The sequence below is a fragment of the Granulicella mallensis MP5ACTX8 genome, from assembly GCF_000178955.2.
Taxonomy (GTDB): domain Bacteria; phylum Acidobacteriota; class Terriglobia; order Terriglobales; family Acidobacteriaceae; genus Granulicella; species Granulicella mallensis.
In genome coordinates this window covers 4,946,702-4,971,106 of record NC_016631.1, presented here as the reverse complement: position 1 = coordinate 4,971,106, position 24,405 = coordinate 4,946,702, and the positions used below count along the sequence as shown (strand labels likewise).

Here is a 24,405-nt window from a genome sequence, read left to right as displayed (position 1 = left end):
TACACTTGAACTTGAATGATTCGCGCGCGATTCCGTGACTTCGACTGGGTGCTGCTGGGCTTTGTGCTCGTGCTCTCGGTTATCAGTGTGCTCGAAATCCGGTCGGCGACCGCTATGACCAAGTTCCATGGCTTTCAGCAGAAGCAGATTGGCTTCCTCCTGGTCGGCCTCGTTCTGATGTTCGCCATCTCACTGGTCGATTACCACCGGCTGCTCGATATTGCGTATTGGGCCTACGGGGTGGGTGTTTTCTCGCTGGTGGCGGTCCGGCTAGTAGGGCAGAAGGTGTTGGGCGGGCGGCGATGGATCAACCTTGGCGGCGGAGTTCACTTTCAGCCTTCGGAGTGGGTCAAGCTGGTACTGATCCTTGCCATGGCGCGATTCTTCTGGGAACGCGTGGGGGAGGGCCGATCTCTGCGCTGGGGAGATATCGGCAAGGCCTTCCTGCTGATCGGCTTTCCGTTGTTCATGGTTTTGAAGCAGCCGGACCTTGGAACTTCGCTGACCTACATTCCGATCCTGGTGGCGGGACTCTTCCTGGGGGGAATCCGGCTGAAGCATGCGGCCATCCTGGTGTTGGGGGTTCTGCTGGTGGGCGGTATCGGCTGGAGCACGGGCAAGCTGCTGAAGCCGTACCAGCGGGCTCGTGTCACCGCGTTTATCAATCCGGACAGCGATCCGAAGGGCTCGGGTTACCAGGTTCGCCAGTCGCTGATTGCCGTTGGATCGGGCGGGATATGGGGCAAGGGGACCAACAAGGGAACCCAGACCCAGGGCGACTTCCTTCCGATTCCGTATACAGACTTTATCTTTGCCGCGTTTTGCGAGGAGCACGGCTTTATCGGCGCGATCGGCGTGCTGCTGCTGTACTTCCTCATTCTTGTGAGGTTGATTCAGAACGCCCAGACCGCGCCCGATCCGCCGGGGACGCTGATCATCATGGGAGTGATGGCGGTGACGCTCTTCCAGGTCGGCATCAATATCGGGATGTGCGTCGGGTTCATGCCGGTGACCGGGATTCCGCTGCCGTTGATGAGCTATGGCGGGTCGTCGATTATCTTTACGTTCCTGGCGCTGGGGATTGTGATGAATATCCGGATGCGGCGGTTTGTGAACTAACGACAACGGCACATCTTCGCGAAATCGAGATCGTACCTGAACCGCTGAACAGGCAGGGTTTAGTCCGAAAGCGGTAAGCCCGGGCGCACGTTGCCCGACTTTGGTGCATACTAATGGAAGACGTTCAGCCATAGGGCTGGGCGGGTATAGAACCGCTGCACGGATGCGACTTATTCCCCGGCGCAGCGGCCACACCAAGATTTTTAGAAGGCCGGCCAGGCACGGATCAGCTTCCGATGGCCGGACAGGTTTTGAGAATGAATGTAAACGGACGGTTAACGACCCCGCCTCGGATCGAGGCTGTGTTGGTCACAAACTCCGTTTGCAGCGATTTGCTTCAGGGCAGTTTTGTTCGGCCCGAGGCACGCGGTCTAATACTGGAACAATCCTCTCTCGGCACCAGCCAGCGGTTGCGCTTTTTGCGCGGCTATCCGCAGGCTGGGGGGCGTGCCCGCGTAGCGTGCAGCCTCCGGAAGTTCGACCCAGTCTCCGCAGCTCAGTTCCCGTCCGCATCCAGGGAGGCTGCCACAATCAACTAAGCCTTGAGCGAGTTTTCAGCTAACTTGTTGAACTTGTTTTAACCTTAGTTTTCTGTGGCGCGATCTTCGCCTGTTCTGCCAGCCTGATCCACGGCCTTTGAGCCGGGGACGGGCAGAAAGCAGAGCAATGTCGAAGGAAATTTACATCTCAAGCACGCCGCACGAGACGCGGCTCGCCATCGTCGAAAAAGACGAACTCACGGAGATCTACTACGAGCGCGAGAATGAATACACGCTCGCCGGCTCGATCTACAACGGACGGGTAACCCGCGTCCTGCCGGGCATGCAGTCCAGCTTTGTGGACATCGGCCTGGAGCGCGACGCGTTCCTGTACATCACCGACTTTATGGAAGAGGCTGGCGACTCAGCGGATTTTGAATCCGCCGATAGCCGCTCGGCCCGTGGCGAAAAACGCGGCGAAGGCCGTGGACGCGGCCGCCGTGACGAAGAGGGCGCTGAGGTTTCTCCCGAAGCCGCTGCCGAGGCTCCGGTCCGCGCTGAGGGTGAAGGCCGCCGTGAGCGTGGCAACCGCAATGAGCGTGGTGACCGTAATAAGGGCGATCGTGGGCGTCGTGATGGCCGCGAGGCTCCTGCCGTCCCGGCTGAGTTGGCGCCGCAGGACGAAGTTTTTGCTGCTGCTCCGCGTGAGAGCGATACCGACGAAGTTGGCGAAGGCGCTCCCGGAGCGGACGGCAGCCGCCGCTGGCGTGGTCGCCGTGGCCGCCGTCGCGGCCGTGGTGGGAATGACGATCAACGTGGCTTGGCGCGCTCCAATGACAATGGAGAAGCCGTTTCGACCGAGGCTCCCGAGCCTGAGTTTCAGGCTGAAGCTGCTCCAGAAGAGGTTGTGCCCCGCGAAGAGCGCAGCGGTGGCCGTGAGCGTCGTGGCCGTGGCGAAGATCGTGGCGGACGCCATGACTCGGTACGTGAGCGCTTTGCTCCGCGCGGCGACCGTGGCGGCTCTCGCGAAGAGGATGGTTTCGAGGCCAGCGCGCCGATCGAACCGATCATCCTGCCGGGCGAGTCGTTGTCGAAGTACCGTCGCGGCGAGGATGGCGAGGCTTCAGCCTCGCACAGTTCATCGAGCTTAGCGCCGAACGTTATTATTCCGAAACCTTCTACCGAAGTTGTTCCTTTGTTGGGCTGGGACGGCGGAGCGACGCTTCCGGGCGAGACGCTTTCGCGGCATCGTGATCGCAGTTCAGAGCCGCGCAACGAGAGCTCTTTTGCGCGCGAGGATCGTGGCGGACGCGAGGGCGGCAATGGCCGTGATCGCCGTCGCGACCGCGATCAGCAGCGCCAGGGTGGACGTAACGAGGTTCACTCGGAGAGCCCGCGCCGGGCGCTTGATCCGGCCGAAGCTGTGCTGCCTGCGGTGACCTCGCAGCATGAGCCTGAAGCGAACGTTATGCCATTCAGCGACGACGCTCCGGCCTACGAGACGCAGGCATTTGACGTTCAGCAGTACCAGCAGGAGATCGAAGCAGCAGAGGCCCTGGAGCCTGTTTACGAGCCCCAGACCGATGTCGCTCCCCTGGAAGCAGAGGCAGAGAACGCGCCTGTGCTCGAAGCGGTGGAAGAGCTGCACGAGACGGTCGTAGAGTTCCACGAGACCACGACCGAGTACGAGCCGGGTGAGGATGCCTCGGTGACCTACCGCGTCGATCCTGTCAGCCCGAGCGAATTCCGCCAAAGCGCGCCTGAATCGGTTGAGGCTCTTTCGGAGGAAGCCGAAGGCGCTCCTGTCCACGAGTTCACGACGATTCAGCCAACCGGCGAGATGATCTCGGAGACTCCCCTGGCTGAGGTGGCTCCGCAGGATGCGGAGAACCCGGCAGCTCCCATTGAGCATGAGCAGGCCGTGCAGTCGGTGCATTTGGCACAGGCTGAGACGACACCGGTCCCCCATGAGGGGGCGCAGATCTTCGCTCCCGGAGACGGCGAGCTCGAAGAAGAACTGCTGGACGACGAGGACAGCGATCTTCCGCATGTCCATGCCGGAGCCTTTGAAGACGACATGGAAGAAGAGACGCTGGAAGGTGCAGCCGATCTCGGAACCATGTTGCGCGAGATGTCGATCGACCAGATCACGCGGCCTGAGCCAGCGGAGCTGGACGATGAGGATGACGACTTCGACATCGACGAAGAAGAGATTGAAGAGGACGAGTTCGAGTCGGACGATGAGATCTCCGGCAGCGATGTGAGCGAGGCCGAAGAGGAAGAGTTCGCCGAGGCGGATGCGTTTGAGGACTCTCCGATTGGCGAGGAGGCGGTTGCCTCAGGCGAAGAGGGTGAAGCACGACCGGCGCAGCGTGAGGGCGAGCGGCGTGGACGTCGCGATGGCCGCCGCGGCGGACGTGGGGATCGCAACGGAGACCGTGGTTCGCGCGACAAGCGTGGCATGGCGAACTCGCGTCCCGGTGGACGTCCTGGACGGCACTCCGTACAGGCGACCGACCTGCCCGCGATCAGCGATCTGCTGAAGCCCGGCCAGGAAGTGCTGGTGCAGATTGCCAAGGAGCCGATCGCGAAGAAGGGTGCGCGCATCACGTCGCACATCGCTCTTCCAGGCCGGTTCCTGGTCTTTATGCCGACGGTCAACCACGTAGGTGTCTCGCGCAAGATCGACTCGGACGGCGAACGCCGCCGGTTGAAGGAGATTCTGCTTTCGGAGAAGGGCGACGCGAGCGGCGGCTTCATCGTGCGCACGGCGGCGTCCGGTGCGAGCGAAGAAGAGCTGCGCAGCGATCTTCGCTTCCTGCTGAACCTGTGGGCGGACATCAAGCAGCGGTCGGAGTCGTCGAAGAGCCCGGCCCTGATCTATCACGATCTCAACCTCGTCGAGCGCATCCTGCGCGACCAGGTGACGGACAACTTCTCCGCGATCTGGGTGGATACCGAGACCGAATACGAGCGCGTACTGCGCTTCCTGCAGCGCTTCCAGCCGAGCCTGATCCGGCGTGTGAAGCTCTACACGAAGGAGACGCCGCTGTTCGAGCAGTTCGGCATCACCGAGGAGATCAACAAGGCGCTGCGCTCGAAGGTGTGGCTCAAGTCCGGCGGATCGATCGTGATCAACCAGACCGAGGCGCTGGTCGCGATCGACATCAACACCGGCAAGTACGTCGGCAAGACGGCGCGGCTGGAAGACACGATCGTCAAGACGAACCTCGATGCGATCCCCGAGATCGTTCGCCAGATTCGTCTGCGCGATCTGGGCGGCATCATCATCATCGACTTCATCGACATGGACGAGCGCAAGAATCGCCACAAGGTGATGGCCGCGCTCGAAGAGGAGTTGAAGAAGGACCGCGCACCCTCGAAGGTGCTGCAGTTCAATGACTTCGGCCTCGTCGCCATTACCCGCAAGCGTGTGAAACAGTCCCTGGAGCGTACGCTCTCGACGACCTGCGGCATCTGCGCGGGCACGGGCATGGTGAAGTCGCCGATCACGGTGTGCAACGACATCTACATCGAGATGCGGAAGATGCACAAGCATCTCGACAAGGGCGACATCATGCTGCGCGTGAATCCGGAGGTCGTGAAGCAATTGAAGTCCGGCAGCGGCAAGTGGCTGCAGGAGATGGAAGAGATGTCGGGCAAGACGATCCTGGTGAAGAGCGATCCGAGTCTGCATCCGGAGCAGTTCGACATCCACTAGAGCAGAGTGTAGAGAATAGAGTGTAGAGAAAGCGGCGACCCTGGGGTCGCCGCTTTTTTGTTGCACGCCGATACAGGAACTGCCCTAAATCTCTCCAGCCACCTCGAGACGCTGCCAGATTTCCGGGAGGCCCCTTGAGGTTTAGAGAAACCCTGTCTCTCCTGCGTTGTAGCCGTAGATCAAACGGCAGGGGGAGATTTGCTGTGAGATGGGTGGGAAGACAAAGTGGTGACATGGAGGTGACAACAAAGCCGAGGCATTCGCGCAGAATAAGCAATATCGAGTGAGAAGACCGAGAGCTACTTCAGGATGAAGCAGGAAGAGTCAGTGTATGAGTCGAAGTGGGTATATACAGCCGCGCTTCTGATGGCGCTGACCCCCAGCCTGATAAAGCTGTTCTGTTACCGCTCTTATATCGGCTCCGACGATACGTACATTCATCTGCAGGTAGCACGCAATGTGCTTGCGCACCAGGGATGGGGATTGAACCCGGGAGTGCGATGCAATCTTTCCACGGCGCCGCTGTTTACCGCGATGCTGATTGTGGCCTGGCTTGTATGCGGAAAGCTGATGACCGGAATGTTGCAGGTGGCCTCTTGCCTGGCGACGACGGTCGGGCTGCTGGCTCTCTTTGTACGATTGCGGAAGACGACCGGAGGAGACCTGACGGCGAGCTTCTTCGGGCTGGGGGCGGCGGCCTTTGCTTGCAACCTGTGGCGCTGGAACGGGACGCTGATGGAGACGAGCTATGCGTTCTGTGCAGTGTGTCTCATTCTGTTGTGCTTTACAACGTTTGAGCTTTCCCCCTTGATGGCGGCCTCTGCCGGATTGCTGCTGGGGTTGAGCGCGTTGTTGCGGCCTGAACTGCTGGCCGTCGGCGCGGTGTGCGCGTTGCTGCTGGCGTGGCATCTGCGCATGAGGAAGGTATTGAGCCTGACAGCACTGCTGACTGGATTCTTGCTACCTCTGGTGGCATGGGAGCTCTTCTCTTATTCGTACTTCGGGTCAATCCTGCCGACTACGCTGCGCTCGAAGACGGTGGCCGGCGTGATGCTCTGGAATCCTCAAATCATAAGGCAGTATGTCGAACTTGTGGGCTTCTCTCTGCTGTGGCCTGTGATCCTCTTCGCTGGGTGTCTTGCCGTTATGGTGCGAAAACGGCTCAAGGTGCCGGAGCACCTTTGGTTGCCGATGGCCGGGACTGCGGTAATCGCGGGCTTTCATTACCTGCGAACCTCGGGGCTGGAGGCGCCGGGCAGGTATCTATTGATCCTGTTTCCCCTGGTGTGTGCGGGTGGTGCAGAGATGCTATCGGTGGCGATGCGGGCTATGCCACAGTGGAGATGGAAAAGCATCCTTTCCACGGTGTTGCTGTTGCATCTGGGAATGTCCCTGGTCTTCAACGCCCTCTGGATTATGCCACCCCTGCGGAGCTTCCAGAAAGAGTACTTTGTGACGATGCAGCAGGCTGCGGAATACCTGGCCGGAGCGACGCAGCCCCAGGAATTGGTATTGGTCGAGGTGGATATCGGTGTGTTGGCGTACTGCGCTCGGGGAAGATTCGTCATTGAAGACGGAGCGGGGCTCGCTTCGCCGGAATTTGTGAAAAGACGGATCTCATTCCATAGAGTCAGACCGGAGTTGGTCCGCCAACAGATGGCTTTGGTGCGGCCCGGATTTGTAGTGGAGTCGCAGGGAGAAGCTCCAGCCACTCTGGCGAAGGAGATTCCGGAACTGATGCCTGTCTGGAGCCGGAAGTATACCGGACATGGTGTTACCTCAGCCAGTCAGCTTTTTGCCAATATTTATCGGGTAAAGCCAAAGCACTAGAGCCGTTCTCGCGGGAGGGTCGAGAGCTGCAGGTTCGCCCATAGCAGCAATGCCGCTTCGGGCAAAATACAAGGGTCTCTCCACTACGCATGACATAAAGCCGTCATGCTTGCACCCCAGAGAACAAAGAGCGTTCTCCGGGGACCCCGCGCTCCGGTCGAGATGACAATGTTTGGGGGGAGCTTTGAAGGCAACAAAGGCGGCGCCCCCAAGGATCGCCGCCTTTGTTGCCTTCAACGTGTTGCTGGTCCTTAGCGGCCCGTTTCTTCGAGGTACTTCTCTACTTCCAGCGCGGCCATGCAGCCGGTTCCGGCGGCGGTGATGGCTTGGCGGTAGCGGCGGTCCTGTACGTCGCCGCAGGCGTAGACGCCGTGCAGCTGGATGCCCTGGTTGGTGCAGAAGACGTTGTGCTCGGTCAGGATGTAGCCGTCGCCGTCGAGGTCGATCTGGCCCTTGAACATCGACGCATTGGGTACGTGGCCGATGCCGAGGAACATGAACGAGACGGGCAGCATCCAGCGCTCGCCGGTCTTGCGGTTGACCAGCTTCAGGCCCTTGAGGTCCTTCTCTTCGACGCCCAGGCACTCTTCGACCAGCGTGTTGTGCAGGAACTCGATCTGGGGATGAGCGATGGCGCGCTCCAGCATGATTCTAGAGGCACGGAAGTTCTCGCTGCGGTTGATGATCGTGACCTTGGTCGCGAAGCGGGTGAGGAAGAGAGCCTCCTCCATCGCCGAGTCGCCGCCGCCGATGACCGCGATCTCCTTGCCGGAGGCAAAGAAGCCGTCGCAGGTGGCGCAGGAGCTGACGCCGTGGCCGATCAGGGCCTGCTCGCTGGGCAGACCGAGCCAGCGGGCCGAGGCGCCCGAGGCGATGATGAGGGAGCGCGTCTTGATGATGTCTTTACCCACGGTCAGCTCAAAGGGCGACGTGGTCAGGTCGACCGAGGTGAGGTGCGCCAGGCGCAGCTCGGCGCCGAAGCGGGTGGCCTGCTTCTTCATGTTCTCGATGAGCTCGGGGCCCTGCACTCCGTCGGGCCAGCCGGGAAAGTTCTCGACCAGCGTGGTGATGGAGAGCTGTCCGCCGGGCTCATGGCCTTCGAGGACAAGCGGTTTCAGGTTGGAGCGTGCCGCGTAGATGGCGGCGGTGAGTCCGGAGCAGCCGGAGCCAAGAATGACGGTATCGCGTACTTCGATCTGGTCTGACATATCCGTTTGATTGTACCGGGAGAGGAAAGGGTTCAGGGGGGAAAAGCAGAGGGTAGGAGGGTAGAGGATAGAGTGTAGACGGAGTGGGTGGCGGGCCTTCCTTATAGCCAGAGGCGCAAGTCTCTACACTCTATCCTCTACTCTCTACACTCTGTTCTTCCGGCGTACGATAGAGGCTATGGCTGACTTAGTTTTGGTTTACGGAATGCGGCTGCTGCCCGCCGATGAGATTGAGAGCGTGCAGGCTGCTCCTATCGCGCTGAAGAACGGGAATGAGGCCCAGGTGACAATGCACATCCTGGAGGGGAGCCGCGAGAGTATCGAGGCCCAGTTGCGGCATAGCCTGGATGCGTTTTTTGATTTTTACCCTGAGCTTTAGGGTTAAAGGCAGTCAAAGTGCGTCCGAAGCAGGCGGGTTTAGGGTCTGTACCATCCGGCCGAAAAGCTACTTCCCGGTTGAGGTATAAGTCAGCGGGGCTGGCCACGTTGATGAAAGGTGGCCAGCCCCGCTGAGATGGTGGTGCAGTTTCAGGCTCGAACTGCCCCTGGTTTAGTTGATAGTGATCTGCAGAGCACTCGATGCGGGGGCTCCAGGGTTGGTGGCGACCACCGACGCGGTACCCGCGGCAGACAGATCGCTGGCTGGAATAGCGACAGTGACATGGGTTGCATCCACGATGGTGGTGGTGCGGTAGGATCCGTTCCAGGTGATGGCAACCCCCGGGAGGAAGTTCGCACCTGTCAAGGTGAGCACGGTGTTGCCGCTACCGTGAGTAATGCTGGAGGCGGAGCTGGATGTGAGGCTGGCCGCAGTATTTGTTGTGAGTTCCTGCGGAGCAATGAATGGCCCCCGCAGGAGAAGCAACTGTGAGACTGACGGTGTGACAAAGACGCTGTTGTAACTCAGGAGTGCGAGACCATCCTGGCCAAAACGCTGCATCGTCCATGTAGATTCCACGCTTGAAGCAGAGGCAGGCATGGGGAGAACGGCTTCGGGAAGGTAACTGTTAAGGTCGTACCGGACCAATCCGTATGCCCATGTGCCGGCAGTGTTTGTGAGCATAAGGAAATCCTTCTTGAGGGAGGGATCAGCTGCAATACTCGCAGCCGTTCCAACATCACCAGAGCCGTAGAAGTCGATAAGAGGCAATGTCTGAACCTGCGACGGAGGCGTGGTGCTGGGATTGACGATGCCTCCGCCCTCTCCGTAGACCAAACCGCCTGTATATTGAAATCCGCCGCTGAAGCCTCCCAGGCCGTCAAGGGTTGTGCCATCGATAAGAGTCACTCCGTTGGCATCGATGCTGTAGCGATAGAACTCCGCACCCGTTGTCTGGCTGTCGTAGGCGTATAGCTCCGTCGGGCTGGCGAAGGCTGGATTCACGCCAGCGTAAATTCCTGACACATTCGGACGGAAACTGCCGGTACTACCGCTCACGTCAAAGATACCGAAGTTAGCAAAATTGTTTGCCATTCCGATCGCAAGAGTTGTATCCGTACCCGGCATGGCAGCCAGCGAAATCGCAGGAGCACTTGCCGAATTGTAGGTAATCGGAATGGTGGCCGCTACGCTCTGGGTGAGTAAATTGAATTGTGCGAGGCTATTCGAGCCACTTAATCCGATGTAGAGATCATTACCATCGGAGGTTTCGGCCATCATGTTAGGTTGACTGCCGACGGCGATCGGAGTTCCCACCGCGGCGGTGAAAGGATTGACAGCGACTACAGAGTTGCCGGTGATGCCTGTGGCGTTGCTGGGAATCGTGGCATACAGCGACTGACCGTAGGGATCGAAGAGCATGGAACTGGCTGGGACATTGACAAGGCTGTAGATGGTGAGTGGAGAGATCGCGGAGACTCCGCCGCCCGGCGTGGGGTTGGAGACGGTCACCGGAGACCAGCCGTAGGTTGCAATTTCTGCGTCTGTAACAGATGCGGTGAGTTGCGTGGAGCTGACATAGCTCGTGGCCAGTGCCGTGCTGCCGAGGTTGACGGTGGAGTTGGCGTTGAAGCCTGTTCCCGTAACCGTCAGCGTGAACGCCGCAGAGCCGGCCTGAACCAGATTGGGAGAGAGGGAAGCGATCGAAGGCACGGCTCCGTAAAGGCTGCCCGTGGCCGTGATGCTGGCAGTAGCCTGGTTGTTGGAGAGTGTGGGGTCATAGCTGGAGGAAGAAACCGAGGCCGTTGCGGAGAGCGTTCCCGAGTTGGTCGGAGTGGCGCTCACGGTGACGGTCATGCTGGCTCCATTGGCGAGACCACCAAGATCACAGATAAACGTGGTCGAAGTGGTGCATGAGCCCTGGCTTGCTGTGACGCTATTGATGATGAGCGATGGGTCGAGGCTCGCTGAGAGCGTCGCACCTGTAGCGGCGTTCGGGCCAGCGTTCACGACCTTGGCGGTATAGCTGATCGCCGTTCCGGTTGCGGCTGTGGCCGGTGCGCCGAGAGATACCGACAGATCGGCCGGTGTCGAGGAGACATCCTTCACCAGCGGGGATTGGAAGATATAGATCTGGTTGTTTGACGTAAAGGCACTCGGAATTGCTGCGAGGGCGATTCCGTTCTGACCCCAGCGCACGATTGCGCGGAAGCTGGTGGAATAGCCCTGTGTTCCAAGGTCGTTGACAGGGATGGTGCCAAGAAGGCTGAAGGATTTTTCGTCAAAGATGTCTACGGCAGCAGTACCGGAGAAGGATGACACGGCCATGAAGGCCTTGCCGAGCGTGGAATCGGAGACAATCGGCCCGTTGGCCGACGTGGTGCCGGTGGTGTAGAAGGTGCCATTCAGAGCGCCGTTTGTCGCATTCAGCACCTGGCCATTTGAGAGGTACAGAGCTCCATTGTCATATTGCAGGTTGGTCAGGGGATAGGAATCAGTTGCGAGTTGGGTTGCAGCGGTAATGCCGGTGGAGGCCACAGCCAGGGCGTCGATGCTCGATGACCCTAGATAGAGTGTCGACGCGGATGAACCAAAGCTGAGCGGACCCTCTCCAACATTGACGGTGCTGCCAGTGCGTGCAACACCAGAGTCGAAGATGATGATGGCAGGCCCGCTACCAATGAATCCCCCCGTGGTGGCCACCGCGACCGAGTTGGGCAGGCCCGGAACAGCCGCCAGGTAAACGGCTGTGAGAGGCGGGTTGTAGACGCCGGGACCTCCGCCGAGCAAGAACTGGTTGACGATCTTCCCTTGTGCAAGATTGACCTGGGCCACAGCGCCTGCGCCGTCGATTCCCACGAAAAGCTGCGTGCCGTCAGTGGAGAGAGCCAGTTGGTTCGGATTCGTGCCGACTGGTATCTGCCGGGTGATTGTGCCGGTGTTGGGATCGATGCCAACGACGGCGTTCCCGATAGCGCCTGCGGCTGAAGCGGGAACGGAGGCGTAGAGCAAGCCGTCGGCCGCGTTGAGCAAGCCGTCGGCCGCGTTGTAGACCAGGTCGTTATTCGGAATGGAGATAAAGGTGGTATAGGGTTGCGCTGCGCTTGTTCCTCCGCCAGGTGCGGGGGTGGTTACGGTCACACTCTGATTTCCAGGTAGCGCGAGAGCAGACGCGGGAAAGTTCGTGGTGATCTGCGTCGAGTTGACGAAGGTGGACGGAATCAGTTGTCCATTGAGAGACACTGTTGTGTTTGAGGTAAATCCGGTACCGGTCAGTGTCTCGGCACTGGCTGTATTAATGGGGCCTCCCGCGGGGGAGAGGCTGGTAATAGCCGGAACCGGAGGATTCACGATGCTCAAGTTCACGGCATTTGAAATAGAGGGAGTTGCGTTGGACGTCTTGGCGGTGATGGTTGCCGTGCCTGTTGCCGTGAGATCGGATGCGGGCACGGTTGCCAGGAGCGCAGGATTGATCCCAGTGCCGAAGTAGCTAAGCGAAGTGGGCAGAGGCGTGCCGTTCCACAGGGCCACAGTGTTGCTTGTAAATCCGGTTCCGCTGATTTCGAGAGCTGTCGCGTTAGAACCAACAATAATGCTGGTTGGAGTGATCGCGGTAATCACCGGCGTGGTCGTTGGGGCCGTGATGTTGAGATAGGCAACCGGAGACGTTCCGCCTCCGGGCGCTGGATTGATTACCGAGACAGGAAGATTGCCGCTCGTCGCCTGATCGGCGACCGTGGCAGTAAAGGTAAGGGTGGCTGCGTTCACATAGGTCGTTGTGCGCGCAGTGTTTGCCATGTGTACAACGGACGTGGGAACGAAACCGGTCCCGCTGACAGTGATGGTCGCAGCGGAGGTTGAACCCACGTTGAGGGCCGACGGAGAGAGCATGATAGCTCCGACCGGTGGGTTGCTGATGGCAAGCGTCGCTGCTGCCGAAGTTCCGCCACCTGGAGCCGGGTTGACTGCAGTGAGCGATAGAGTGCCCGCGCTGACGAAGTCGGTGGAGGGTAGCGCGGCGCTGACCTGAGTGGAGTTGATGTACGTTGTCGCGCGCGGAGTCCCGTTGACGTTGATGACGGTCGAGGGCACAAAACCAGTCCCTGTGAAGGTGATGACGGCAGACGCCGTATCCGCGAGCGCCGTGGTCGTGGACATCGAAGTAAGGACCGGCGCGGGATTGTCGACTTCGAGATTGGTGGTCGCGCCGCTGCTAGCGGTTGTTCCATTCGATACGGTAACGACAAGTTCAGCGCCATTCGTGAGTTGTGCGGCCGGGACGGTTGCCGTCAGTTGCGTTGCACTCACGTAGGTCGTGGCCTCGGATGTGCTGCCAACCGCAACAGTGCTGGTGCTGACAAAGCCAGAGCCTGAGATAGTCAGTGTCAATGCCGTCGAGCCTGCGGCCACCTTGGCGGGGCTGATCGAAGTGATGGCTGGAGTCGTCTGGGTAGCAGTACCCGTGCCTCCACCGCTACCGGAGTTGTTGCCGGAACATCCTGCCAGCAAACCCAGAAGACTCAACGTTAGGGGAAAGAGGAACAGACAAGAAGACACAACTCGCGGACGGCGCGACGCAAAAAGTGGCACAGGAACCAACCTTCTATTTATTAGTAGTGATAGGGTATGACGCCACCCAAGATACAACAGAATCCATGGTCGGTGTACTGGTGATCAAAAACGTTTCATCAAATGATGACAAAGGCCAATAGCCGCGAGACGAATCGAGGCCCAGTTGCGGCGTAGTCTCGATTCGTTTTTGATGTTTATCCGGAGCTTTAAAGGGCCTGGCGGTAGGTTGATCTGTCTTTCGTCGTCATCTTGAGCAGGTACCGGGATCCCCGGCGAGCGCGCACTTTGCGCTTATTGGGTGGTTTGGCGAAGGCCCCCGCATTTTGCACGACGCCAGTGGGTAAGGTGCTGTCTGTCCTTGGTGGTGTTTTCTGGGTCGTCCCGATAAAGCTTGGGTGGTTCTGAATGCGGGGGTCCTTCGCCTACGGCTCAGGATGACGACGAAAAACAAGCAACGACAACGACGAAAACAAGCAACGACGAGAAACAGGCAACGCAAAAGCTAACAGCCCAGGGCAACGCCCTGGGCTGTTACAGTCTTGGCCCTTTCGGGGGTAACTTGTTGCAGGTTTGAATGACTCCTGATTCGCGTTGCTTCTCTTACGTGGGATCAACGAGGAGCCCATTGGAGGCTACGGGGCGGCGGATGGCCGCCAGCCCGAAGCAGGCGATGTAGACGTAGCAGAGCGCAGGGATGATGAAGGCAGGGTGCAGGCCGCTGTGGTCGGCGAGGATGCCGGTGGCTTTCGGGATCAGCGCGCCGCCGACGATGGCTGCGATCAGCAGGCTCGAGCCCTTGCTGGTGAGCGGTCCGAGGTCCTGGATGCCCAGCGTGAAGATCGAGGGGAACATGATCGAGTTGCAGAAGCCGATTGCCAGCATCGAGAACATCGGAACGGACTTCGGAATGTAGAGGGTCCGATGCCATTGCAGAAAGTCGACGTGCTTAATCCAGAGGCCGGAGGTGTAGGTCGTCTTGATGCTGATCACGATGAGCAGCAGGGCACAGAGTCCGGCAGCGCCCAGTACGATGCCCGTCTTCACCTTCTGCAGGACCGCGGAACCGATGAAGCGGCCGACCATGGCGCCGCCCCAATAGACCATGAGGAAGTAGGCGGCGGTGGATTCGCGGAGCCCGGCTATCTGGGGCAGTCCCATGTAGTTGACGAGAAGGCTGCCGATGGCGACTTCCGCACCCACGTACACGAAGATGCCGACCGCGCCGAAGAGCAGCCAGGGGTGGTGCCAGATGCTATCGGGACGCGAGAGGGCTTCCGCGAAGGCTCCGGGACGGAAGTCCTGGGTGTGCTGGGAGACGCCGGTGGTGGTCTTCAGCTTGATCGCGGCGAGAGCGAGAGCCAGCAGCACGAGCGTGAGCGCGATCCCGATGTAGGGCAGGCGCACGGTTGAGGCCTGGCTCGCTCGATAGGCCTGTCTTGCGACCTCCGTCATGGAGCGAAGACGATCGGGCGTGATCATCGCCGGGGCGTTGCCGAGGATGAGGACCGACCCAAACAGGGGAGCGATGAAGGTTCCGAAGGAGTTGAAGGCCTGGGCGAGGTTGAGACGGCTGGAAGCGGTGCCCACCGGGCCAATGACCGTGACGTAGGGGTTCACGGCGACCTGCACGATGGTCATTCCGGCGGCAAGGATGATGAGCGCGGTCAGGAAGATGGGGAAGAGCGCAAAGTGGGCCGCGGGGATGAAGCCGACGGCACCGCAAGCCATGACCAGCAGGCCCACGACCATGGTCTTCTTGTAGCCAAACTTATCGACGAGCGCGCCACCGGGGTAGCTGAAGACGAAGTAGGAGGTGAAGAAGGCGAGCTGAACCGACATGGCCTCACCGTAGCCCAGAGCAAAGATGCTCTTGAGGTGCGGGATGATGATGTCGTTCAGGCAGGTGAGGAATCCCACCATGAAGAAGAGCGAGGTCGCGACGCTCATAGCGCGCATGTCGGTTTTGATCGGTTGATCGTCGCCGTAACCCGGCGCACTGATGTTTCTAACTGGAACGGCCAAGTGAAGCTCCTTCAAACAGGTGGGTGCGCGGAGGCACAGAAATCGGTCATCCTAAGAGTAACGCCTTGGGGCGGCAATGGCCCAGAGAATAGATGGTGGGTAAGGAGCTGGGAGCCGTCTGGGAAGGGTTGGGGGAGCTTTCCCAAGTTTTCTGTATCCGGTAGTTTGGAAGAATGACGATTCCCAGCCAGCCATCTATCGGGCCATTTATTTTGACTCCGCTTCAAGTAGAACGTATATGGGGGGCTAGCTCCCTTGAACCATGGTTTGACGTGCCCGAGACCGGGAAGCCCATCGGAGAGGTCTGGCTGACCGCAGCCGAGTGCCTGATCGGAAACGGCCCCCTGCACGGCAAGACTCTTGCCGCCGCAACAGAGAGCCATCCTGCGCTGCTGGGTGACAAAGACGCCGGCGGTGTGCCTCTGCTGCTTAAGATCCTCTTTCCGCACGAAAAGCTGTCGGTGCAGGTGCATCCCAACGACGAGCAGGCGCGTGCCATCGGCGAACCGAGAGGGAAGAACGAGTGCTGGTACGTTCTTTCGGCCGAGCCCGGAGCGTCGGTGGCGCTCGGGTTCCGTGAGCCGATTACCACTGAGGGCATTCGGGCAGCGATCGAACAGGGAACGCTCGAAGAGAAGCTGGCGCACGTCCCCGTCAAGGCGGGCGACCTGGTCTATGTGGAGGCTGGTACGATCCATGCCATCGGGCCTGGCGTGGTCATCCTGGAGACGCAGCAGTACAGCGATGTGACGTACCGGTTGTATGACTACGGCAGGCCTCGTGAGCTGCATCTGGACAAGGGGCTTGCGGTGACGCGCACCGAAACCGGAGCAGGGCTTGTGCCGCCGGTTACGGAAGGGCCGCGTACGCAGTTGGTGAAGTCTCCTTACTTCACGGTTGACCGTTTCGACGTCAAGGTCGGCCAAACGATCAAGCTCGAGAACTCGGATCAGATGCAGTTGTTGATTGCGCTAGGTGACGGCTGCTTTGTTCAGCCGGTATCGGGGAGCGCGGCGATGGAGCTTCCGAAGGCCTGTGTTGTCGTGCTGCCGGGTGAGGGTATTGCGTATCAGTTGGCGGGGACGGAGAGTGCGCGGGTGGTGCGGGTTACGGCGTAGGTGGCTGGAGCGCGAAGTTTTAGCGTTGCGGGGCAGGGGAGCGGGGGCCTTTTAGGTCCCGACTCCCTTGTTCCGCTTTTCGCTCGTACCACCCAGAAAACATAGAGGGCAAGGTTGTGCTGGCGCACTCTCTTCGTGGCAGCACAACCGAAAAACGGGAGACAGCAGGTTCGCTCCCCTTCGACTACGCTCAGGGTCGGAATGACAACCAGAAAAGCAAGAACAACAGAAAAAGCAGATTCCCTGCGGGAATGACAATCAGAAAGGCAAAGGCAACAGCAACTGCCCGAGAGCTACTGGGGCGGCGGTGGTGGGGGCTGTTTGTCCTTGTCCTTGCCCAGGCCGAACAGTTTCTGGAAGGGGTTGCGATGCTTGACGGGTTCGCTCGGGGCGGGCTGGTTGTTGATGGGAACCGGCTGCGGGTTATTGCGGTTCGCTGGGATCGCACCTGCGGGGTTGGGCATGCCGTTGTTGAGGGGCGTGCCGGGTGAGACGTTTCCATTCCCCGGATTGAGGTTGGCTCCGTTCAGGAGCCTGTCGCCGAGTGCTTGCGTGTCTTCTCCCATGCGTGAGCAGGTTCCCTGCGGGGCCGTTCCGACGAGGAAGGCTGCGTTGAAGCTGTCGCTGGAGCAGGATTCATCGACCGGCATATTCGTGGCCCGGTTGATGCTCAGGGTCTGGACGCCCTCCGGCGGGGTGAAGTTCTTCATGTCGGAGTACTGCGGCAGGCGGATGGCGCGGTTCATGAACTCTGCCCAGATGGGGGCGGCGGCGTCGGCGCCCTGGAGCTTGACGTCGGTGTAGTCGTCGTTGCCGACCCAGATGATGCAGAGCAGGTTGGAAGAGTAGCCGGCGAACCACGCGTCGTGGGAGGTGCCGGTCTTGCCGGCGGCGGGGGCGAGGAAGCCGTGTTTACGGACGCCGGAGGCGGTGCCGCGCGCGATGACTCCCTCCATCAGAGATTGCGTGAGGTAGGCCACGCGGGGGTCGAGGACCTGCTTGGCTTCAGGGGCGAAGTCGGCGACGATGTCCCCGTTGGGATTGCGGACGCTGGCCAGCAGCCAGGGCTTGAGATGGACGCCGCCGTTCGCGAAGACGGTGTAGGCACCCGCCATGTCGATGGGCGTGGCACTGTAGGTGCCGATGGCCATTGAAGGGGTTGCCTTGGCGTTGACGATGCCCGCGGAGTGGGCGAGGGTAGCGACGTTGTTGTAGCCGACCATCTGGGCCAGAGAGATCGTGGCGATGTTCAGCGAGTGCTCGATGGCGGTAGCGGCGGTGACCATGCCGGGGTACTCACCTCTTTCGAAGTTACCCGGCGTGTAGGATTGGCCGTTGGTGCCGAAGTCCTGCGGATCGTCGTTGATCTTGGTGAGAGCGGTGAAGACGCTGCCGCCCTCAACGGCTGTGCCTTCGAGCGAGGAGTTGTAGGCTGTCGCATAGACGAAGGGCTTGAAGATGGAGCCGGTGGGACGCTCGGCGGTAGCGTGGTCGAGCTGCGAGACGCCGTAGTTGCGTCCGCCGACGAGGGCGAGGATCTGCCCGGTGTGCGGGTTGAGCGCGACCAGGGCGACCTGCGGATAGGTGATGTTGCTGGTGTCGCCCTTTTTATGGTGCTTGCGAACGAGCTCGTCGACGTTGCGCATACCGACCTCGACGGCCTCCGAGGCGGCGCGCTGCAGGTCGGGATCGAGCGAGGTGTAGATGCGCAGGGAGCCGGAGCGGGCGGTGTCGGAGTCGCCCAGGCGCTGCACGATCTGGTCGTGCACCAGGTCGACGAAGTAGGGCGCTTCGCTGGCGTCGATGTTGGGGGGAGCCAGGTGGAGGGGCTCGGCCTTGGCGCGTTCGGCCTCGGCGGCGGTGATCGAGCCGGTCTCGACCATGGAGTCGAGCACGACGTTGCGGCGCTCGGTGGCGCGGTCGGGATGGCGGTAGGGATTGCGGCGGTTGGGGTTCTGGATGAGCCCGGCGATCAGGGCGCACTCATCGAGATTGAGCTGGCGGAGGTCCTTGCCGAAGTAGGCCTGGGCGGCCTCTCCAAAGCCATTGACGGCGTAGGAGCCGCGCTGGCCGATGTTGATCTCGTTCGCGTACATCTCGAAGATCTGCTGCTTGCTGAAGCGCGACTCGAGTTGATAGGTGATCATCAGCTCGGCGATCTTGCGTGAGATGGTCTTCTCCGGAGAGAGGAAGAAGTTCTTGGCGAGCTGCTGGGTGAGCGTGGAGCCGCCGCAGTTCATGCGGCGCGAAAGGGTATCCTGCACGGCGCACTTGATGAGGCGAACGTAGTTGACGCCGCCGTGCTCGAAGAAACGGCGGTCTTCGATGGCGGTGACCGCCTGCACCATGTGTGGCGGAATCTGGTTGTAGGTGACGAGACGGCGCTTGACGCGGTTCTTGTCTTCGGAGAGCGCGGTGATGAGCTGGGGCTCGAGTTTGTAGCCGGCCAGGGCCGCGCCGTTCTCCGCAGTGACGGATTGGACCTGTCCGCCGGAGGTATGGATCGTGGCGCCATCGGTGGCGAGATAGCTCTGCGGGCCGGGCTTGATGAGGATGTCGTCACCGCGCAACTGGTAGCTGCCGAGCTGCGTGTTGGAGTTGTATCCGGCCTTGCGCAGCGAGGCGGCAATGCTGTCGGCGCTGAGCTGCTGGCCGGGGCGGACGTCCTGCGGGGCCGCGTAGATCTGTGCGACGGAGGCGAACAGCGGGCCCTTGGCGAGGCGCTCCTGCACGACGTTCCTGTAGCGGTAGTAGTAGATGCCGAAGATGATTCCGCCAAAGGCGGCACCCATGAGCACGAGCACCAGGAGAAAGCGCGCCACGTTCCAGAGGAGAGGGTGGCTGGATTTACCGACTTTTAGTTTTAAGGGCATAGGGAGGGGTGCCGTGGATAGAGATCCGTAAGAGCCAGTTCAGCTTCTATTTTCTCAATAAGCTTGCCGTGAAAGCTGTTCGAGCTGTTGTCGTTGCTTGTTCAGGCGTTGCTGTTTTGCCTTGTTAGCCGGTGCGATCTCTCACATTCGTTATCCAAGGTGATCCCCCGCATTCGTGGTGACACGAATGCGGGGGTCCTTCGCGTACCACTCAGGATGACGACGAAAAACAAGCAACCGCAACAGCTACTACAGTTTGGACGCAGCGAGCAGCGATTGGATGTGTGCAGTGATCGCATCCAGCGGCAGGTCGGTCGTGGTCTGGGTGAGGCGGTCGACGAGTTCCACCTGGCCTTCGGCAAGTTTCTTGCCAATGTTGATACGGTAGGGAACGCCAATGAGTTCGGCGTCCTTGAATTTGACGCCGGCGCGCTCGTCGCGGTCGTCGAGGAGAACGTCGACCCCCGCGGCTTCGAGATCGGCTGCGATCTTTTCACCGGCGGCGAGCAGATCGGCCTCGCGGACGTTCGTAATGGTCACGACAACCGCAAACGGAGCGATTGCAGCGGGAAGAGCATACTGCTCGCCGGCATTCGCTGCGGCGGAGGATTCAATCGCGGCAGTCAGAATGCGCTCGATGCCGATGCCGTAGCAGCCCATGATTGGCAGGACCTCTTTGCCGTTGGCGTCGAGCACGCGTGCGCCCATCGACTCGGAGTACTTGGTGCCGAGCTTGAAGATGTGGCCGATCTCGACGGCCTTGCCCAGGCGCAACGGCTCGCCGCCGATGGGATCGGGTTCGCCTTCATTGATATTGCGTATATCGGCGACGACTGTCGAGGTGAAGTCGCGGCCCGGCGTCACGTTGCGAAGGTGGTAGTCCAGCTTATTGGCGCCTGCAACAAGATTCGTCCGGCCATCGAGGCCGGGATCGAGGACGATGATCGTTCGCAGTCCCTCTGTGGGATTTTCGCGAAATACACCTTTGAGGCGATCAAGAGGCTTGCCGGATTTGAGGCCGTTGAGCGAGCCACCCGACATTCCTTGCGCTATGCCGACCGGACCGAGATAGCCTGCTGGGCCCCCGATGAAGAGTTCCAGTTCTTCCGGCGTCATGGGGCGTAGTTCTCCTGTGCCGGCCACTGCATTGAGCTTGGTCTCGTTGACCTGGTGATCTCCCCGCAGAAAAGCGGCGATCGGGCGGAGAGGTTCGCCTTCCGGATGACCGGTGCGGCTGCCCATAAAGGCCACACACTTGATGTCCTGCGAGGGAAGAATGTTCAGGAACGCGCAGATATCGGCAATCGCGCCTTTGCCTGGCGTATGGATGAGTTCGGGCAGACCGTCGCCGGTGGGCGCCAGATCTTCAACCGGTGATAGTTTGCTGGTGGCCTTTTCAAGATTTGCCGCGTAGCCCGAGGCTGAACTGGCGATCAGGTCTTCGCCGGCGTCGGTGTAGACCATGAACTCCTGTGAGCCGGAGCCGCCCATCGCGCCGGAGTCGGCGTCGACAGCGACGAACTCCAGGCCGCAACGCTTGAAGATGCGGACGTAGGTGTCGTAGTGCTTCCGGTAGCTCTCGTCGAGGCCTGCCTGGTCGACGTCGAAGGAGTATGCGTCCTTCATGGTGAACTGGCGAACGCGCAGCAGGCCGGCCTTGGGGCGGGGCTCATCGCGGAACTTGGTCTGGATCTGATACCAGATCTGCGGAAGCTGTTTGTAGCTGCGCAGCTCGTTGCGCGCGATGGAGGTCATGACCTCCTCGTGCGTCATGGCGAGGCACAGCTCCGCGCCCTTGCGGTCCTGGAGGTGGAAGAGATTCTGGCCCATGCCGGTCCAGCGGCCGGACTCCTCCCAGAGCTCGCGCGGGTTCAACGCGGGAAGCAGGAACTCCTGGCCGATCTTGTTCATCTCTTCGCGGACGATGGCGATGATCTTGTTCAGCGAGCGCTGCCCGAGCGGCAGGTAGCTGTAGATGCCTGCGCCTAGCTGGCGGATATATCCGGCGCGGAGAAGGAGCTTGTGGCTGGCGACCTCGGCGTCTGTGGGAGCCTCGCGGAGAGTGGGGATGAAGAGTTTTGACCAACGTTGCATGTTGGTTCGATTGTATAGAACGGGAGGAGGGCGATGGATACGAAGCGCCTTTCCTGTGGTGGCGATGATCTAAGCTGCCAGCTTGAGTGGCGGTATTTTCTTTCGTTTTATCCGGCGGGCCTTGGCATAGTCGTATCCCTGCTGGACCCGCCACCAAAATCCATCCGAGGTCTCAAAGGCTTCATCGAGTTTCATGGACATGAGAGCGGAGATCCCCGCACGACCATTCAAGATCATGGAAAGATGGGCACGGTCTACGCCGAGATGTTTTGCCAGAGCGGTGACGGTCATCGTTTCGCCCATATATTCGCGAAGGAGTTCGCCGGGGTGTGCTGGATCGTACATCATTTGTATAGTGTAGTAACACATTACACACTGCGTAAAGATATCCGACTCAATGTCAAATACAACCGTATGGAGTAGGCGGGGTGGTTATTAGAGTCGGCCGTCGTCTCCCGGGGGATCGATGTGTTTGATCTTTGGCGCGGGGGCTTGCGTGGTTTGTGGGGCTACTTCCCACAGATCGTGCAGGTGCAGCACGCCCAGCACGGGTGAGGTTACAGTGCCGTCTTCAGTGACCACAAGCGCGGTGATCTTGTGCTGCTCCATCAGGGCCAGGGCGTCGACGGCGAAGGGTTCGGGAGCGATGAGGCGTGGGTGGGGATTCATGACCTCGGCTGCTGTCTTGTGGAAGGCTCCGGGGCCGTCGCGCTCCAGCAGGCGTCGCAGGTCGCCGTCAGAGAGGACGCCTAGCAGCTCGCCGTTTTTTTGCACGGTGGTCATGCCCAGCCGCTTGGCCGACATCTCGTGGATGATCTCGGTCATGGGGGCTGCGGGGGGGACCTGGGGTAGCGCGTCACCGGAGTGCATCAACTGTTTGACGGTGGCGAGGCGGCGGCCGAGTTGGCCTCCGGGGTGTAGCTCGGCGAAGTCGCGGGCTTTGAAGTGGAGGCGGCGGCTTACGTCGATGGCGAGCGCATCGCCCAGCGCCAGCATGGCCGTAGTGGAGGCCGTCGGCGCAAGCTGATGATTGCAGGCTTCTCGGCTCACGCTGACGTCGAGCGTGTAGGCGCTGGAGGTGGCGAGTGTCGAGGTCGGGCAGCCGCAGAAGCTGATGAGGGTCACGCCGAGCCGGGACAGGACTGGCAGCAGGCGCAGCAGCTCTTCGGTCTCGCCGGAGTAGGACAGGGCGAGGAGGATATCGCCGTGGTTGAGAATGCCGAGGTCGCCGTGCAGGGCCTCGCCCGGATGCAGGAACTGGGCTGGCGTGCCGGTGGAGACCAGGGTGGCGGCGATCTTGCGTCCGATCAAGCCGCTTTTGCCGACGCCGGTGACGACGGTCCGATGTCCAGCGCGTGCTTTTTCGGCCAGCAATCCGGCGACGTGATCAAAGGCCCTGAGCTGCGGGCCGTCGAGCCGGCCGGCGAGTTCGAGGAGGGCCTGGGCTTCGATGCGGACGAGGTCGGCGGGGCTTGTGGCGTCGGCGAGTTGGGTGGAGTCGGTCATAGGTGTCGGACTGAATCCTAGCAAATGCAGGGGCAAAAGCTTTAACGCAGGGGGCGCGGAGGTTTCGCGGAGGCCGCCACGCATGCCCGTGTGGCTTCTGTGCTGGGAATGACATTAGGATGACAATCCAGGAAGAAGTCGCAGCAGTAGACTATACATGGCGCGGTGTGTGCGGCTCGCGCGGAAGGATGTACCTGAATGCGTCGATTGGGAGTTTTGGGAGCGATGGTAGTGGTGGTCGCGCTGTTGGTGTGGGCGGGTGTCCACAATCTGCGGCAGCGGCGGCTGGCGATGCAGCAGGCACGGCAGTCACAGATCACGGTGGTGAAGGACGGAGCCACGAGCTCCGCCTCGGGAGACAGCCCCGATGCCCAGGGAGCAAGCCTGCGCGGCAAGCCCGCTCCTGCGTTTACGCTGGTCGATCTTTCGGGCAAGAAGGTTTCGCTGGCCGACTACAAGGGCCATGCCGTGGTGGTGAACTTCTGGGCGACCTGGTGCGGTCCCTGCAAGCTGGAGATGCCGTGGTTCGAAGAATTCTCCGGTAAGTACAAGTCGCAGGGATTGGTCATGCTCGGCCTCTCGCAGGATCAAGGCGCGTCGAAGGACGACATCGCCGATGCCGCGAAGAAGATCGGTGTGACCTATCAGATCCTGTTGCCTGACGACAATGAGAAGGTGTCGAAGGCCTATGGCGGTGTGGACTATCTGCCGGAGACGTTCTATGTCGACAAGAACGGCAATGTAGTGGAAGAGACCGCGGGCGCTCCCAGCAAGGATGAGATGGAAGCGAATATTCGCAAGACGCTTGCTGTAGGTGGGATGTGAAGAAGCAGGAAACAGGAAACAGGAAACAGGAAACAGCTTTCCGTGGCGGCCTGCTCCTGGCCATGGCTTTGCTGATGCCGGTGGGCCGGGCGCAGGATATTCAGTTTGGCGGCGGCGGTGACCGTGCGGCGGCGGCTCATAAAGACCATGTGCGGCTGGCGGATGACGGGATCGTCGTGGATGCGGGCAAGCCCCAGGTGGTGGAGCTGCGCTTCCATGTCGATCCGGGCTTTCATATCAACTCGCATACGCCGAAGGATGAGTTGCTGATTCCGACGGTGCTGAAGCTCGATACGGCAGGGGTCAAGGTGGTCTCGGAAGAGTATCCCAAGGGAACGGCTTTTCGGCTGACCGTGGGCGACGGCGAGACGCTGGATGTGTACCAGGGCGAGTTCCGCGTGATGCTGCGGGTGATTGTGCCGCGCGGGGCTTCGACCTTGACCGGAGCGTTGCGGTATCAGGCTTGCGATAACGCGGCGTGCTTTCCGCCGCGGTCGTTGCCGGTGAAGGTGGCTGTGACGGGCAAGTAGGTTGTTTCTGCCAGTACGGTTATGAAGGGCCAAAGGCCCGCCTCATCCCAGCCTGGGGTGAAGCCCCAGGAACATATGCACCAACAATCTGAGGGCTGAAAGCCCGGCTCATCTGTGGTGATACAGATG

14 protein-coding genes are annotated in these 24,405 nt (G+C 60.5%); 7 read left to right on the top strand and 7 right to left on the bottom strand.

The genetic code is table 11. The features are described 5' to 3' along the window. Nucleotides 1-15 precede the first annotated feature (15 nt). From rodA to ACIX8_RS19385, 3 genes are all read left to right on the top strand, one after another. Nucleotides 16-1,119, top strand: coding sequence for a rod shape-determining protein RodA (gene rodA / locus ACIX8_RS19395; RefSeq protein WP_014267084.1), 1,104 nt, complete (start codon nucleotides 16-18; stop codon nucleotides 1,117-1,119). 666 nt (nucleotides 1,120-1,785) lie between these two features. Beyond that, nucleotides 1,786-5,319: an Rne/Rng family ribonuclease gene (locus tag ACIX8_RS19390; protein ID WP_014267082.1), complete on the top strand. Its 3,534-nt coding sequence runs from the start codon at nucleotides 1,786-1,788 to the stop codon at nucleotides 5,317-5,319. 309 nt (nucleotides 5,320-5,628) lie between these two features. Beyond that, a complete protein-coding gene (locus ACIX8_RS19385; protein ID WP_014267081.1) occupies nucleotides 5,629-7,149 on the top strand; it encodes a hypothetical protein in 1,521 nt (506 codons plus the stop codon). 251 nt (nucleotides 7,150-7,400) lie between these two features. Here the strand turns inward: ACIX8_RS19385 and trxB are convergent, their stop codons facing one another. Then, nucleotides 7,401-8,357, bottom strand: a complete 957-nt coding sequence (gene trxB / locus ACIX8_RS19380; RefSeq protein ID WP_014267080.1) for a thioredoxin-disulfide reductase — start codon at nucleotides 8,355-8,357, stop codon at nucleotides 7,401-7,403. 178 nt (nucleotides 8,358-8,535) lie between these two features. Here trxB and ACIX8_RS19375 point away from each other — a divergent pair, with 178 nt between their 5' ends. Then, on the top strand, nucleotides 8,536-8,736 hold the full coding sequence (locus ACIX8_RS19375; protein WP_014267079.1) for a hypothetical protein: 201 nt from the start codon (nucleotides 8,536-8,538) through the stop codon (nucleotides 8,734-8,736). Nucleotides 8,737-8,907: 171 nt separating this feature from the next. On the opposite strand, the gene ACIX8_RS19370 is transcribed toward ACIX8_RS19375, so the two are convergent. Together ACIX8_RS19370 and ACIX8_RS19365 are read right to left on the bottom strand one after the other, a co-directional pair. Continuing rightward, on the bottom strand, nucleotides 8,908-13,245 hold the full coding sequence (locus tag ACIX8_RS19370) for a beta strand repeat-containing protein (RefSeq protein WP_150110675.1): 4,338 nt from the start codon (nucleotides 13,243-13,245) through the stop codon (nucleotides 8,908-8,910). A 663-nt stretch (nucleotides 13,246-13,908) separates the two neighbouring features. Continuing rightward, nucleotides 13,909-15,330, bottom strand: a complete 1,422-nt coding sequence (locus ACIX8_RS19365) for a sugar MFS transporter (protein ID WP_014267077.1) — start codon at nucleotides 15,328-15,330, stop codon at nucleotides 13,909-13,911. 272 nt (nucleotides 15,331-15,602) lie between these two features. Between ACIX8_RS19365 and ACIX8_RS19360 the strand changes: the two genes are divergently transcribed. After that, nucleotides 15,603-16,448 carry a type I phosphomannose isomerase catalytic subunit gene (locus ACIX8_RS19360; RefSeq protein WP_263053376.1) on the top strand — a complete coding sequence of 282 codons (846 nt, stop codon included), beginning with the start codon at nucleotides 15,603-15,605 and terminating at the stop codon, nucleotides 16,446-16,448. Nucleotides 16,449-16,741: 293 nt separating this feature from the next. On the opposite strand, the gene ACIX8_RS19355 is transcribed toward ACIX8_RS19360, so the two are convergent. From ACIX8_RS19355 to ACIX8_RS19340, 4 genes are all read right to left on the bottom strand, one after another. Next, nucleotides 16,742-19,321 carry a transglycosylase domain-containing protein gene (locus ACIX8_RS19355; RefSeq protein ID WP_014267075.1) on the bottom strand — a complete coding sequence of 860 codons (2,580 nt, stop codon included), beginning with the start codon at nucleotides 19,319-19,321 and terminating at the stop codon, nucleotides 16,742-16,744. A 249-nt stretch (nucleotides 19,322-19,570) separates the two neighbouring features. Then, nucleotides 19,571-21,415, bottom strand: coding sequence for a proline--tRNA ligase (locus ACIX8_RS19350; RefSeq protein ID WP_014267074.1), 1,845 nt, complete (start codon nucleotides 21,413-21,415; stop codon nucleotides 19,571-19,573). Nucleotides 21,416-21,484: 69 nt separating this feature from the next. Beyond that, the gene (locus ACIX8_RS19345; RefSeq protein ID WP_263053401.1) at nucleotides 21,485-21,706 is read right to left on the bottom strand and encodes a HigA family addiction module antitoxin; all 222 of its coding nucleotides are present in this window, start codon (nucleotides 21,704-21,706) and stop codon (nucleotides 21,485-21,487) included. Nucleotides 21,707-21,850: 144 nt separating this feature from the next. After that, nucleotides 21,851-23,005, bottom strand: coding sequence for a KpsF/GutQ family sugar-phosphate isomerase (locus tag ACIX8_RS19340; protein WP_014267072.1), 1,155 nt, complete (start codon nucleotides 23,003-23,005; stop codon nucleotides 21,851-21,853). Between the two features lie 114 nt (nucleotides 23,006-23,119). Here ACIX8_RS19340 and ACIX8_RS19335 point away from each other — a divergent pair, with 114 nt between their 5' ends. Next, on the top strand, nucleotides 23,120-23,746 hold the full coding sequence (locus ACIX8_RS19335) for a TlpA family protein disulfide reductase (protein WP_014267071.1): 627 nt from the start codon (nucleotides 23,120-23,122) through the stop codon (nucleotides 23,744-23,746). Then, a complete protein-coding gene (locus ACIX8_RS19330; protein WP_014267070.1) occupies nucleotides 23,743-24,276 on the top strand; it encodes a protein-disulfide reductase DsbD domain-containing protein in 534 nt (177 codons plus the stop codon). The genes ACIX8_RS19335 and ACIX8_RS19330 overlap by 4 nt, the downstream gene beginning before the upstream one ends. Nucleotides 24,277-24,405 lie beyond the last annotated feature (129 nt).